The sequence below is a fragment of the Nostoc sp. S13 genome (genome assembly GCF_029379315.1).
Lineage (GTDB): Bacteria > Cyanobacteriota > Cyanobacteriia > Cyanobacteriales > Nostocaceae > Nostoc.
The window spans coordinates 17,432-31,291 of record NZ_JAQYWQ010000087.1 but is presented as its reverse complement, the minus strand read 5'-3'; the positions used below and the strand labels follow the sequence as shown (position 1 = coordinate 31,291).

The following is a 13,860-nucleotide window of genomic DNA, read 5'->3' as shown; positions in this document are numbered from 1 at the left end:
GCCAGTCGCCAGAATTCACTTGGGTATTTTGTGCGACTGGTGGATGAATAAACGGGTTTAAGACCCTCACAAAACAAGAAAATTTGGTGGTCAACTTTCGTAGTGGCGGGTCTGAATCCCCCACTGATTGCATTCTGACGAATGTATTCTTCTTCAATTAATTCCTAGAATGGAAATATTATTGTTCCACATCTGTCTAATCCGCAAGAAATGCTTTTTGACACCTACCTCATTATCTGGGATTCCGTAATAAAAGCAAAAATCAGGTTGCGCCAAAAATCTTGAGCAGTCAGCCAGTGAAGAAAGTACTTCCAAAGACGGATCAGCCTTATTTAATATTGTGGCGGGATAATTTTGATAGTGATGTCTCGATTAAGTTGTACGATTGAAACAAACTTATCCAAAATATTTCTTCCCGTACTGCTAGCGATGGGGTTTATGAGTGCACACCACGTATTCCCGTAAAAGAAGGCTGTTTTATTCGTATTTCTAGCTGGAAAGACCGGAATATATTCGGGCAGTTGCAATTGTAGCGGAATGGGAAAATGAAATGGATAACTAGCTAAACGCAAACCTCTCAACAAGGTTGACAGTGTGGCAGTGATCGGAATTGTCATCGTTTCTCACAGTAAACAACTAGCTCTGGGTGTGCGGGAACTCGCCGCGCAGATGGTTCAGGGCCAAGTTTCCATCGCTGTTGCAGCAGGTATTGAAGATCGGGAAAATCCATTAGGTACAGATCCCATTCAGGTTTATGAAGCGATCGCTTCTGTTTTTTCTGATGATGGTGTCTTAGTGTTAATGGATTTGGGTAGTGCTTTGCTGAGTGCAGAAATGGCAATAGAGTTTCTCTCAGAAGCACAGCAGCAAAAAGTGTATTTGTGTGAAGCACCTCTAGTAGAAGGTGCGATCGCTGCTGTAGTGGCGGCGGCGGCTGGTGGTGACATTCACCAAGTCATGGCGGAAGCACGCGGCGCACTCCTAGCAAAAGCAACTCAATTGGGTGTAGTTAGTAACACGTTGTCAGATGTCACCCCAACAATAACCCAAGAATCACCAACCCCAGAAATCCGGCTAATTGTGAGCAATCGCTTAGGATTACACGCCCGTCCCGCAGCGCAGTTTGTCGCCACCGCAGCCCGATTTAAATCCCAAATTCTGGTGCAGAATTTAACCAGAAATACTGAGCTAGTCAGGGGTGACAGTATCAACCAAGTCACAACTTTAGGAGTGCGTCAAGGACATGAACTGGTGATTACTGCTACCGGTTCTGATGCAGATGAGGCGCTGGCAGCATTGCAAGTATTATTTGTCACAAACTTTGGCGAAGATAATGCTGTCTTTAATTATCCAACAGCATTTCACCAGGCAGTTACCCCAGCAACTCACGGCGAACTTTTGGGAATAGCAGCTTCTCCAGGAATAGCGATCGCACCCGTTGTTCATTATCAACCCACTCATATTGCTATTACGCAATACCACGTAGATGATGTTGAGGGAGAGTGGCAACGAGTACAAGCAGCAATCCACACCGCCCGACAAGAAATCCAAGCAGTTTTCTCACAAGCATCTCTTCAAATTGGTGACGCTGAAGCCGCCATCTTCGATGCCCAACTACTATTTTTAGAAGATCCAGTACTGCTGGAAGCGGTTAAAGAGCGCATATTAGAACACCATCTAAATGCTGAAGCAGCTTGGCAAGCCGTAGTAGATGAAGTAGTGACTTCCTATTACAGAATTGAAGATTCTTACCTGCAAGAGCGAGTTGAAGATGTTGTGGATGTAGGCCAAAGAGTGCTGCGATTACTAGCTGGGAATGCCGCCGCTAATTTGCATCTTCAGGAAGCTGTAATTTTAGTGGCCACTGATTTAACCCCCTCAGATCCGGCTGGACTAGATCCGACAAAGGTGTTGGGTATTTGTACTACTTCTGGTAGTGCCACTTCCCACAGCGCAATTATCGCCCGGACATTGGGTATTCCCGCAGTTTTGGGAGTAGATGCTCAGGTGTTGCACTTGGCAGATGGTACACTTATGGCACTTGATGGTGAAAGTGGCAAAGCTTGGGTGGAACCAGAATTACATATCCTGGATCTGCTGGAGGCAAAGCAGTCAGCTTGGCAAACTGCTCAACACCAAGCACGAGCTACGGCACACCAGCCAGCAATTACTCGTGATCGTCGGCAAGTTAGCGTCTTTGCCAATATCGGTAGTATAAATGATGTCCAAGTTGCTGTGGCTAACGGTGCAGAAGGCGTGGGACTACTCCGCAGTGAGTTTCTCTATCTCGACCGGACAAGCGCCCCCACTGAAGAAGAACAACTAGCAGTGTATCAGGCGATCGCCCAAATTTTAGATCATCGTCCGTTGATTATTCGTACCTTTGATGTCGGTGGTGATAAGCCACTTCCCTACCTGACAGTAAGCTTTCCAGAAGCTAACCCTTTCTTAGGCTGGCGGGGAATTCGTTTCTGTTTAGATCATCCAGAACTCTTCAAAACTCAGTTACGGGCAATTTTGAGAGCTAGTGTGGGCCATCAAATTAAGATCATATTGCCGATGATTGCTAGTGTGACGGAGGTACGTGCAGCTAAGGTAATTTTGGGTGAAGTCCAGGCGGAACTAAATCAAGCTGGTATTCCCTTTGATGCAGCGATGGAAGTGGGAATTATGGTGGAGGTACCGTCAGCAGTGGCGATCGCTGATCAGTTAGCGGCGGAAGTAGACTTCTTTAGTATAGGCACTAATGACCTCAGTCAATACATCATGGCTAGCGATCGCACTAATCCCCGCGTGGCAAATTTGGTTGATGCACTACATCCAGCAGTGTTGCGAATGGTGCAGCAAACTGTCCAAGCTGCCCATGCGGCGGGGATTTCGGTGGGATTATGTGGAGAATTGGCAGCAGATATTTTAGCAACACCAATTTTATTAGGTTTAGGGCTGGATGAATTAAGCGTCAATCCCCAAAGTATACCTGCAATCAAACAGGCGATCGCTCGGTTAAGTATAGTTGAAAGTGAGGCGATCGTGGCATCCGCATTACAACAAGATTCCGCAGTTCATGTCAGGAAGTTAATCTCAACTTCAGTTACTCGCCCTGCGTAAATTCGGTGTCCTGAGCAAATATCTTCTCGATATTCCGCGCCTTATGCAAGACAGCTAATCGAGGAATGGGGACGGCGAATAAATCCGAGAGCGGTTCCCACACACTAGTTGATTCAAAATATGAAGGATTAAATTTTCTGACTGCCTTCTCGTGCTAAATTACTAAAACTTCGAGTTGGGAAACTCCGGTGAAATTCCGGGACTGTGCCGCAGCTGTGATGGGATTACCCAAGTCAGAATGCCAACTCTTAGGACACACACACCGTCTACTCCCTGCGTTGCACGGGGAAGGAGTTCCAAGTTTGCTTTCTGGATTTGCCACTTGTCCTGGCTTGTTTTATGCTACACCCGCCGCAGATGGGATATTATCTCGCATTAGAATACCAGGTGGGATTATTAGTAGTCAGCAGTGCCGTGCGATCGCAGATATAGCAGAACAGCACGGTGGCGGCTATGTGGATGTGACTAATCGAGCTAATCTACAAGTCCGCGAAATTCGCACGGGAATAAATGCTGAGGTTCTCAAGCACCTACAAGATATAGGATTGGGTTCTGGCAATCCTGCTGTAGACCACATCCGCAATATTATGACCAGCCCAACTGCTGGTACCGACCCCCAGGAATTAATCGACACTCGTCCTTTTGTCCAAGGTTGGGATGATTATATTGCTGCACATCCGGCGCTTTCGGGACTGTCGGCAAAATTTAGTGTTTGCTTTGATGGTGGTGGGATAATTCGGGTGTGCGATCGCTTGAATGATATCGCCTTTGTTGCTGTCTTAGTTAAGGGTAATGTTTACTTTCGCCTCTATCTCAGTGTCGGCGCAAAGGGTGAACCGCCTAGCGATATCGGAATTTTGTTACTACCAGATGAATGTTTGCCCGTCTTGGCAGCTTTGGCGGATGTCTATCTAGTTCATAGTAATACTACGAGTCAGGGTCGGCTACGTCTGTTGGAGTTATTAAATACTTTGGGTTGTGAAAATTATCTCCAGGAAGTTAAGCAACATTTACCTTTCCCTCTTTTATACAGTGAAAGGAAAGACCTAACCCCCCAACCCCCTTCCCTGCATTCGCGCAGCGTCTCGAAGAGAGGGAAAAAGGAGCAGTCAGAGAGGAAATATCAGCATATTGGCATCCACCCACAACGTCAGCAAGGCTTATTTTACCTTGGTGTCGTCTTGCCCCTTGGGCGGCTGGAAAGTAAGCAGATACGGGGTTTGGCTGATTTAGCAGCAAAATATGGTAGCGGCACTCTTAGGCTAACCCCGTGGCAAAATTTACTCATCACAGATATTCCTCAGCAATGGGTTGGTGATGTCCAAAGTGAAATTGCTTTCTTAGGATTAGATACCTCAACAACCAACATCAAGAGTGCATTAGTTGCCTGTTCTGGCAAAAAGGGTTGCGCCACTTCTGCCACGGATACCAAGGATCATGCCTTGGCATTAGCAGAGTATCTTGAAACTCGCCTGACTCTCGATTACCCAGTTAATATCCACTTTAGCGGCTGCGAAAAATCTTGCGCCCAGCATAGCAAGAGTGATATTACTCTCCTCGGTGTCAGCATTGAGGCTGAAAATGGAACTGTTGAAGGTTATCAGGTTTATGTTTGTGATCGCAAGCAGAAATTCGGACGTGAAATATATCAATATGTGACTTTTGCCGAACTACCTATATTAATAGAGCGGATGTTATGTGTATATAAAATTCAACGTCTAAATTCTGATGAGTCTTTTGGGGAATTTGCTAATCGATATGCACTAGCCCAATTACAGAAGTTAATAAATACAGATGATTGATTACTGCTTTCAGTGTGCAAGATTACCCAATTCCTCTGTTTGTGTTCCTCTGTGTCGCGCCAGTTGCTTCTCCCAAGGGGAGACGCTGCGCGAACAAGTCGGGGAACCCGCCCAACGCACTGGCTTCTCTGCGCCTGGAGCGGTTAATTAAATTAGGTATTCTTCTAGTCAAAAATGAGTATCTATATTAACAAATCAATCCAAAATCCCAAATCTAAAATCCCAAATTGAATGCCCGACTACATCCGAGATGCCAACGAAATTTACCGTAATTCCTTTGCAATCATCCGGTCAGAAGCGAACCTAGATGTGCTGCCACCAGATGTAGCAAAAGTTGCGGTGCGTCTCATTCATGCCTGTGGGATGACGGATATTGTTACTGACTTGGGATATTCACCAACAGCAGTGCAATCTGCAAGGGCAGCACTAGCAGAGGGAGCGCCAATTCTGTGCGATTGCCGGATGGTTGCCGAAGGCGTTACCAGACGGCGGTTGTCTGCAAATAATCAAGTTATCTGTACGCTAAACTATCCAGAAGTGCCAGAAATTGCCCAGCGTCTAAATACTACAAGGTCGGCAGCAGCTCTAGAATTATGGCGATCGCACCTTGAAGGAGCAGTGATTGCAATTGGCAATGCGCCCACAGCACTATTCCGGCTGTTAGAAATGCTCAATGAAGGAGCTCACAAACCTGCTATAATTTTAGGCTTTCCAGTGGGGTTTGTCGGTGCAGCAGAATCGAAAGCAGCACTGGCAGCAGACAGCAGAGATGTACCATTTTTGACATTACACGGTCGGCGCGGTGGGAGTGCGATCGCGGCAGCAGCAGTTAACGCCCTGGCAACGGAGGAAGAATGAATATAAAAACCAAAGGTCGTCTTTATGGAATTGGTGTCGGCCCAGGCGATCCCGAATTATTAACTCTGAAAGCGCTGCGATTATTGCGTGCGGCTCCTGTGGTAGCATATCAATCAGCCACAGATAAAGCAAGTATTGCCAGAGCGATCGTGGCGCAGTATCTTCCTGGCAATCAAATCGAAGTGCTATTTCACCTCCCCCGCGCTTTGGAGCCAGAAAAGGCAAAGTCTATTTATGACAAGGAAATTCAACCAATTGCCGACCATTTAGCGGCGGGTCGAGATGTCGTGGTGCTATGTGAGGGTGATCCATTTTTCTATGGCTCATTCATGTACCTGTTCACGCGGTTATCTGACGAATACGAAACAGAAGTTGTCCCTGGAGTTTCCTCACTGATGGCTTGTCCGGTAGCCTTGGGTGTACCTTTCACCTACTACACCGATATTCTCACCGTCCTACCCGCCCCATTGCCAGCAGAAGAACTGACTACACATTTGCTGATCACCGACGCAGCCGCAATTATGAAGCTCGGTCGTCACTTTACCAAAGTACGGGATATCCTGCATAAATTAGGGCTAGCATCACGGGCAAGATATATTGAGCGGGCATCAACGTCACAGCAACGCATTATACCCCTAGACGAAGTTGATCCAGCCGAAGTACCCTATTTCTCAATGATTGTGATTCCAACTAAGAATCGACTATAAACCCGTGACATCCTCAAGCCACGAAATCGGTGTAATGATTGGGCTATTTCGGTGAAAGTTAGACTTACCAGAGAAGGCAGAAGGCAGATAGCGCAGCGTAAAGCCTTCTCTACGAGACGTTCACCTAGCGTTCCGTAGGGAAGTGGTACGGCATAGCAACGTTATGAGCGAGTCCGCGAGCGTCGGGCAGTTCTTGCTGGAGGAAAGAAGTATTAATCAAAACCTTAGCTATACCAATATTAAAGCCCATTGACCCAATAGGCTTGTATGGCTCTAACGGCGTTCGCTTTGCCTGTAGCCAGCGAATGAGTGGTTAATAATATTTATTTATCTAATCAATAACTAAGAATATTTGCTCTTATGAATGAGATTTTATAAGGTTAAATCAGCATTTTGTGGTCAGTACCTGTTGAAGTTAGTTTTAATCCCGTGCCCGCTGCATTCAAATATATAGTGAGGAGAGATGGTACATGACTCAAGAAATCGAGCTAAAAATCAATCAGAGCGCTCATGGCTTAAAAAAAGAATGTCTTTCCTACGGGGAAGTGTTTGCACAATCAGTAGCAGTGATTGCGCCCACGACAACACCCGCAGCTAATTTAGGTTTAATATTCGCCAGTTCAGGTAACGGAACTTGGCTGAGTTTCTTGTTAGGGATGATTGGGCTGTTGTTTGTCGCTATCAACATTAACCAATTTGCAAGGCGTTCTGCTTCTCCAGGTTCGCTGTATTCCTATATTGTCAAAGGTTTAGGTTCTACAGCAGGTGTTATGTCTGCCTGGGGTCTGATTCTGGGTTATTTATTTACTGGGATGTCAACCTTATCTGGCTTTGCAATTTTTGGTGAATCTTTGCTAGGCCATATTGGCATACACACTCACACTTTAACACTGTTCGCACTGGGGACAGGTCTGGCTTGGTATGTGGGTTATAAAGACATTCAATTATCAGCAAAGATGATGCTGGTACTTGAAGGCATCTCTGTAGTTTCAATTTTGTTGTTAGGGATGATTGTTTGGGCGCACAAGGGCTTTGCAATTGATCTGTCCCAACTAACTCTCAAAGGAGCTACTCCTGGTGGTATCTCACTAGGAATTGTCCTGGTTGTGTTTGGCTTTTCGGGTTTTGAAAGTGCCACGTCTTTAGGAGATGAAGCTAAAAAACCACTGAAAAATATTCCCAAATCTTTGATTCAAAGCACGATATGGTCTGGTGTATTTTTCATGTTCATGGCGTATGTAGAAGTGCTGGGCTTCAGTGGTAGTTCTGTAGACTTGGGCAAAACTGAGGAGCCACTTACATTTTTGGCAAATCAAGCAGGTGTAGGCTTATTGGGAACGTTAATTAGTATTGGTGCATTATTGAGCTTTTTCGCTTGTACTCTTGCTTGTATCAATCCAGCAGCCAGGATAGTGTTCATGATGGCACGGGATGGTTTGTTTCACAATTCTCTGGGTAAAGCCCATGATTCTAACCTGACACCACACACGGCAATTGCCTTGTGTTCCTTGATTACATTTATAGTCCCTAGTGCGTTGAACCTGTTTAGCATCAAGCCTTTTGAAATTTTGGGTTACACAGGAACACTTTGCACATATGGTTTCTTAGTTGTATATATTTTGGTTTCAATTGCTGCTCCAATTTACTTGTATCGGATTAAAAAACTCCGCCCAATGGATATCTTATTTTCAGTCTTAGGCGTAGTTTTTATGATGATTCCTGTTCTCGGTACTGTCGGAATTCCCGGTAGTACTCTATTTCCAGTGCCAGCAGCACCTTATAATACCTTCCCTTACTTGGTCTTACTGTACTTTGTTGCTGGGTTTGGATGGTTTGTCATTCAAAGACTGCGTTATCCCAAAATGGTGAACAAAATGGAACACTCCATTGATGAGATTCACGCTCGATTCAAAGACGAAATCCTTTAATCTTCGTGATTTCAAGTTAGGTTACAGTCCCATCAGGAGATAGTAATGGAATTTGAACTAGCAATACCTTAGCCAAAAAAAGAGTATGAAGATAGAGGGCGCTCTGTAGTAGAGTTGTTGTCTTCCTAAACGACAACTCAAAAGCTACAATTCGCCCATGTTCGATATCCTATCACTGTGGAAGATGCCTGTTACCGCAGATAAACGCTACGACGATGCGGCAATTGAACCAGAGAACGCATTTTTTGCTGTTCAGCGACCGGTCATTTGCTCCAGCTTTTCCGGGTATCGATCCCCTTGCACCGTGATCTTTGAAGCGGCATCATCGATGTCACGCAGATCGTCGGGTGTGAGTTCGACTGAGACAGCCCCGATGTTTTCGTCCAAGCGATGCAGCTTCGTGGTGCCTGGGATCGGCACAATCCACGTCTTCTGGGCTAGTAGCCAGGCGATCGCGATCTGAGCAGGTGTAGCCTTCTTCCCTTCTGCGATGCTGCCGAGCAGATTAATTAGGGCCTGATTGGCCTTGAGAGCCTCCGGCGTGAAGCGAGGCAGGGTGCTGCGGAAGTCGGAGCTGTCGAAGGTCGCGTTTTCGTCGATCTTGCCAGTGAGAAAGCCCTTGCCCAGAGGGCTGTACGGGACAAAGCCAATTCCGAGTTCCTCAAGGGTCGGTATCACTTCCTTTTCAGGAGTCCTCGTCCACAGCGAGTATTCGCTCTGGAGAGCAGTGACCGGCTGAACCGCGTGCGCGCGACGGATCGTTTGCACTCCTGCTTCAGAGAGTCCAAAGTGCTTAACCTTACCTGACTGAATCAGTTCCTTCACTGCTCCTGCCACGTCTTCGATGGGCACATTCGGATCAACCCGGTGCTGATAGAGCAAGTCGATTGTCTCGACCTTGAGGCGCTTGAGCGAGCCTTCGACGGCCTGCTTGATGCGCTCCGGCCGACTATCCAATCCTGGCGCACCCTTCATCCCACGGGGATCGGAATTAGGACTGAGGTCGAACCCGAATTTGGTGGCAATGACCACTTGCCCGCGGAAGGGAGCGAGGGCTTCGCCCACAAGCTCTTCGTTGGTGAACGGGCCGTAGACTTCGGCGGTGTCAAAGAATGTAACACCGCGTTCGACGGCGGCCCGGAGAAGAGCGGTCATCTCCTGCGTGTCTTTGGGCGGGCCATAGGAAAAGCTCATTCCCATACAGCCAAGCCCGATCGCCGAAACTTCCAGATTACTGTTTCCAAGTTTGCGCTTCTGCATTGTTTGAACTCCTGTCTTTGAATTAAAGGTGAATTAAAGGTCGAACTGTCTTACTCCAAGATCAGGTCTGGTATTGTTCGTCGCTGACCTGTTCTATTTAGTCCACGGTCTTGCTGTCGAACTGTTCCTGAATTGCAATGTGCATCATGGCCGTGGATTTGATCATGATCTTCGCGCGCGATCGCTAGAACGAACCGTCTGTTGATTTCGATAACTCTTCATTGGCGTGCGTCGCCTGTAACCGTTCCTCGATAGTCGGGGTGATCACCGCGAGGGCATCGCTGCCGGCAACAAACAGCTTCGGCGGATTCTCCATTCCGGCGATTTTGACCAGAGCATCGCCCAACTTTGCCGGATCACCCTGCTGTGTGCCGTGATAAGGCGACCACATCTGTTGGACGTTGCCCTCAGCCGCGTAGTCCTCAATGACATTGCTCGCCCACGTGATGTTGCGGGCATCCAGAAGATCCGTGCGGAAGAAGCCTGGTTCGACAACTGTGATCTTGATCCCGAATTGCTCGACCTCGGTTGCTACCGACAGCGAGAGTCCTTCGACCGCGAACTTCGTCGCTGCATAGGCAGCGCAGTGCTTCAGTCCAACCACGCCAGCAACGGAACTAATGTTGATGATGTGGCCCGATCGCTGCTGACGCATAACCGGCAGCACGGCGCCCATGACGTACACCACACCATAGAAGTTCGTAGCGAACTGGCGTTCGATTTCGGCTGTGGTCATCTCTTCAAAATTACCAAGCAGGCTGTAGCCGGCATTGTTAACCAAAACATCGATGCGATCGAACCGCTTCACCGCCTCCGCGACGGCTGTTTTCGCTTGTACCTCATTGGAAACGTCCAACTGCACAAATGCAAGATTCTCGCTTGCAACATCGCGTAAGGCATTACGCACTTTGTCGAGGTTTCGGCCAGTCGCGACTACACGGTCACCGGACTGCAATGCCGCCTTGGCAGTTCCGGTGCCAATACCGCTACCAGCGCCTGTGATCAACCAGACTTTGCTCATAATTATTTTCCTTTTACTCGGACTTAATCAAGCCCTGTATTGTTCATCGCTGACCTTTTCCAGCCAGTCCACAGGCTTGCCGTCGAGCCATTCCTGAATAGCAATGTGCGTCATCGCCGTGGTTGCCGTAGCACCGTGCCAGTGCTTCTCACCTGGCGAGAACCAGATCGTGTCCCCCGGTTGAATTTGCTCGATTGGACCGTCCCAGCGCTGTACAAGTCCACAGCCAGCCGTCACGATCAGTGTCTGTCCCAACGGGTGGGTGTGCCATGCTGTCCGAGCACCAGGCTCGAACGTGACGCTGGCACCAGACGTGCGGGTTGGATCTTGCGCCTCGAACAGGGGGTCAATACGTACAGTGCCGGTAAAATATTCAGCTGGTGCTTTAGCGGAAGGCTGGGAGCCACTTCTTTTGATGTCCATTTTCTTAATTCCTTCACTTGATGCCATTTTGGTGGCTAGCAGGCAAGTCTCTTGCCCAATCAAAACTGAGTTTTCTCTTGAATAAAAATCCAGAATGCTTAGAATAAGCCGAAATCATTTTTCATTGCTTTAGCTTCATTCTACGAATCCTCAAGGGCAAGCAATAGAACGATCGTCTAAGATCGTTGTACAATCCTGCAAACTTAGAAATGAACGCTGCCAAAACGAGTGAAAAGTCCGATATGGATTTAATGAACGACCCGCAGGCAAAGCGCGAGGCAGACAGAGCGCAAGCCCACAGAGACGAACTGACTGAGCGGATTGCACAAGCTATTCGTCATGATGGGACGATTGAGCCGCACAAAGGATTGCACTTCAACCGCGCCTCCTCGCCTTCGGAATGCATTCATAGTGTCTCTATCCCTGCCTTTTGTGCGATCGCTCAGGGCAGCAAAGAAGTTCTTCTAGGCAGCGATCGTTATCAGTACGACCCGATGCATTATCTGCTTGCTACGGTCGAACTGCCCATTGTCAGCCAAATTCTGGAAGCGTCCAAGGAACAACCGTATCTTAGTCTTCGCCTCGATCTTGACCCCACCCTTGTTGGCTCAGTGATGGTCGAGGCAGGGTATTCCTCATCGCGCAGCCCTGCTGATGTGAAAGCGATTGATGTAAGTTCGTTGAATGCAAATCTGTTGGACGCTGTGGTGCGGCTCGTCAGGCTTCTAGATTCCCCTGCTGAAGCTCATGTTCTCGCACCACTGATTAAGCGGGAAATCATTTACCGACTCCTGATGGGAGAGCAAGGTAATCGGCTCCGTCATATTGCAGTTCTGGGCGGCTACACCTACCACATCGCAAGAGCTGTTGAGCGACTTCGTAAAGACTTTAACGAGCCGCTTCGGATTGAAAACATCGCACGAGAAATGGGAATGAGTGTTTCCGGCTTTCACCATCACTTCAAGTCTGTCACTGCAATGAGTCCCTTGCAGTTCCAGAAGCAACTGCGGCTCCAGGAGGCTCGCCGTCTGATGCTGGGGGAAAACCTTGACGCTACCAGTGCTGCCTACCGAGTGGGGTACGACGATGCCTCACACTTCAACCGGGAGTACAAGCGGCTCTTTGGTTCACCACCGATGCGCGATGTGGAGCGGCTGCGAGAAGCTGCTAGGGAGACTGCTAGTTCAATATGATCTCCTCAACAATAACCTTAGCCAAAACAAGAGGATGAAGAGAGAGGGCGCTCTATAGTAGAGTTATTGTCTCTCACATCCTTAATCCTGACCTTTTTTTAATTAAAAATTAAGAAGAATAATAATTTTTAATTAATTAATTTGGGGTTCAGAGCAACCACTGATAGCGAAGCGTTAGCGAGTCCTCGAGCGTCTTGCAATTTTTAATTAATAATTTTTAATTTTTAATTGGAGCGTTCGCCTTTGGTGTCTCGTAGAGAAGCGACTTGACTCTGGCATTATTGATCTTAAAGCTCACTATCGTGGTTTTCGATATGTCCATGAAATGTTAAAAATGCGAGACTGAAATGCCTGAGCTTATTTTATTAACCCAGATTTTTGCCAAGCTTACTTCTTTAGGTCGTATTCATCCCCTTTCTACCGACGTTGAAACCTCGTAAATTGGCAGAGGTATATTTTCCCAGATGGAATAGTCTAAGCAAGATGCCAAGCAACTACTGTGGGAGAAGATTTAATTACAACTCCAATTAAAAAACCCATAAATCGAGACTTAACAACTCAACAAAAAGAACAGAACAAAGCATTTTCCGCTAAACGAATATTTGTTGAGCATCGAATTCGCTCAATCAAAATATTTTGAGTTGTCCAAGAAAGATTTTGATTAAATCCTCCAAAATATGAACAAGTAATTTTGACAATTTGTGGACTAGTAAGGTTACCGATTAAAGCGTTCGTCCTAAATTGTGCTGTTTTCTGTTTGCCACTAGCCGTTCTTCATACAGTTTCAGCCGTTGATGATTTTGCTCGTTCATCTCATATAAGGAGGGATCTTGTTGATATGTGTAGGAATCGCAGTGGTCAACAGTAGCGCTGTGATCAGTTTCAGGTGAGAGTGCCCTACCCGGAGTAGGCAGGGGATTTTCATATCCTTCATACCCGACCCCATAAGAGGTAGGAACATAGGGAGGGGCGGGAGAATCCGTTCCATATCCGGCGTATCCAACCCCGGAAGAGATGGCAGTATCGGTACGGGCAGGAGGCTCAGTTCCATATCCGGCGTATCCAACCCCAGAAGAGGTGGGAGTATCGGTACGGGCGGGAGGGTCAGTTCCATACCCGGCGTATCCAACCCCAGAAGAGTCAAAGACACTAAATGAAGATGAAGGACGGTAGACTTGTCTGACCCGATGTTCATAATCAAAATCAACAGTCATACCATCCGTAAACTCCGGTAGCGCTTCTACCTGGGCTTTAGTGAGGTTGACTGCATAGACGCGGTGGGTATCATAGTCTACCTGGGAGCATCCGATTGGCAGCAGAACTTTTTTGCCAAAAATCCAGATGCCTGTGTTTATCACCAGATAACGAATGCGTCCATCATCATCAACCAAAAGGTCGTCAGCAGAGCCAACTTTTTCGTCTTTACAGTAAAGATCAAACCCCCTCAGATACTCCTGAGAATTCTGTTGATGATAATTGGCATCAAAATCTTCGATTTTATGAAGAGACATAATGTCTTTTATCCTCCGTTTTTTATGGTTTCGATTCATAGACTGAGGT

11 protein-coding genes, 1 pseudogene and 1 riboswitch are annotated in these 13,860 nt (G+C 47.2%); of the genes and pseudogenes, 8 read left to right on the top strand and 4 right to left on the bottom strand.

Translation table 11 applies throughout. The features are described from left to right. Nucleotides 1–600 precede the first annotated feature (600 nt). The 5 genes from ptsP (at nucleotide 601) to PUQ00_RS23080 (ending at nucleotide 8,403) form a co-directional block, all read left to right on the top strand. Nucleotides 601–3,108, top strand: a complete 2,508-nt coding sequence (gene ptsP, locus PUQ00_RS23100; protein WP_300421240.1) for a phosphoenolpyruvate--protein phosphotransferase — start codon at nucleotides 601–603, stop codon at nucleotides 3,106–3,108. Between the two features lie 134 nt (nucleotides 3,109–3,242). Next, nucleotides 3,243–3,373: riboswitch (cobalamin riboswitch) on the top strand. Nucleotides 3,374–3,410: 37 nt separating this feature from the next. After that, complete coding sequence (cobG, locus tag PUQ00_RS23095; protein ID WP_300421231.1) at nucleotides 3,411–4,910, top strand: precorrin-3B synthase; 1,500 nt, start codon at nucleotides 3,411–3,413, stop codon at nucleotides 4,908–4,910. Nucleotides 4,911–5,141: 231 nt separating this feature from the next. After that, on the top strand, nucleotides 5,142–5,768 hold the full coding sequence (locus PUQ00_RS23090) for a precorrin-8X methylmutase (RefSeq protein WP_300421229.1): 627 nt from the start codon (nucleotides 5,142–5,144) through the stop codon (nucleotides 5,766–5,768). Between the two features lie 2 nt (nucleotides 5,769–5,770). Next, on the top strand, nucleotides 5,771–6,475 hold the full coding sequence (locus tag PUQ00_RS23085) for a precorrin-2 C(20)-methyltransferase (RefSeq protein WP_300421238.1): 705 nt from the start codon (nucleotides 5,771–5,773) through the stop codon (nucleotides 6,473–6,475). A 470-nt stretch (nucleotides 6,476–6,945) separates the two neighbouring features. Beyond that, nucleotides 6,946–8,403, top strand: coding sequence for an APC family permease (locus PUQ00_RS23080; RefSeq protein ID WP_300421227.1), 1,458 nt, complete (start codon nucleotides 6,946–6,948; stop codon nucleotides 8,401–8,403). 252 nt (nucleotides 8,404–8,655) lie between these two features. On the opposite strand, the gene PUQ00_RS23075 is transcribed toward PUQ00_RS23080, so the two are convergent. From PUQ00_RS23075 to PUQ00_RS23065, 3 genes are all read right to left on the bottom strand, one after another. Further along, the gene (locus PUQ00_RS23075; RefSeq protein ID WP_300421226.1) at nucleotides 8,656–9,663 is read right to left on the bottom strand and encodes an aldo/keto reductase; all 1,008 of its coding nucleotides are present in this window, start codon (nucleotides 9,661–9,663) and stop codon (nucleotides 8,656–8,658) included. Between the two features lie 184 nt (nucleotides 9,664–9,847). Next, complete coding sequence (locus tag PUQ00_RS23070; RefSeq protein ID WP_300421225.1) at nucleotides 9,848–10,684, bottom strand: SDR family NAD(P)-dependent oxidoreductase; 837 nt, start codon at nucleotides 10,682–10,684, stop codon at nucleotides 9,848–9,850. Between the two features lie 27 nt (nucleotides 10,685–10,711). Beyond that, complete coding sequence (locus PUQ00_RS23065) at nucleotides 10,712–11,134, bottom strand: cupin domain-containing protein (RefSeq protein ID WP_300421223.1); 423 nt, start codon at nucleotides 11,132–11,134, stop codon at nucleotides 10,712–10,714. A gap of 182 nt (nucleotides 11,135–11,316) precedes the next feature. On the opposite strand from PUQ00_RS23065, the gene PUQ00_RS23060 reads away from it, so the two are divergent. The 3 genes and pseudogenes from PUQ00_RS23060 (at nucleotide 11,317) to PUQ00_RS23050 (ending at nucleotide 12,940) form a co-directional block, all read left to right on the top strand. Then, on the top strand, nucleotides 11,317–12,300 hold the full coding sequence (locus PUQ00_RS23060; protein WP_300421221.1) for an AraC family transcriptional regulator: 984 nt from the start codon (nucleotides 11,317–11,319) through the stop codon (nucleotides 12,298–12,300). Between the two features lie 271 nt (nucleotides 12,301–12,571). Continuing rightward, a pseudogene (locus PUQ00_RS23055) lies at nucleotides 12,572–12,740 on the top strand (IS4 family transposase); the annotation flags it as partial. Nucleotides 12,741–12,799: 59 nt separating this feature from the next. Next, on the top strand, nucleotides 12,800–12,940 hold the full coding sequence (locus PUQ00_RS23050) for a transposase family protein (RefSeq protein ID WP_300421218.1): 141 nt from the start codon (nucleotides 12,800–12,802) through the stop codon (nucleotides 12,938–12,940). Between the two features lie 82 nt (nucleotides 12,941–13,022). Here PUQ00_RS23050 and PUQ00_RS23045 read toward each other — a convergent pair whose 3' ends face one another. Further along, nucleotides 13,023–13,811 (bottom strand): PRC-barrel domain-containing protein, encoded by a 789-nt coding sequence (locus PUQ00_RS23045; protein ID WP_300421215.1) that lies wholly within the window; start codon nucleotides 13,809–13,811, stop codon nucleotides 13,023–13,025. Nucleotides 13,812–13,860: the final 49 nt, after the last annotated feature.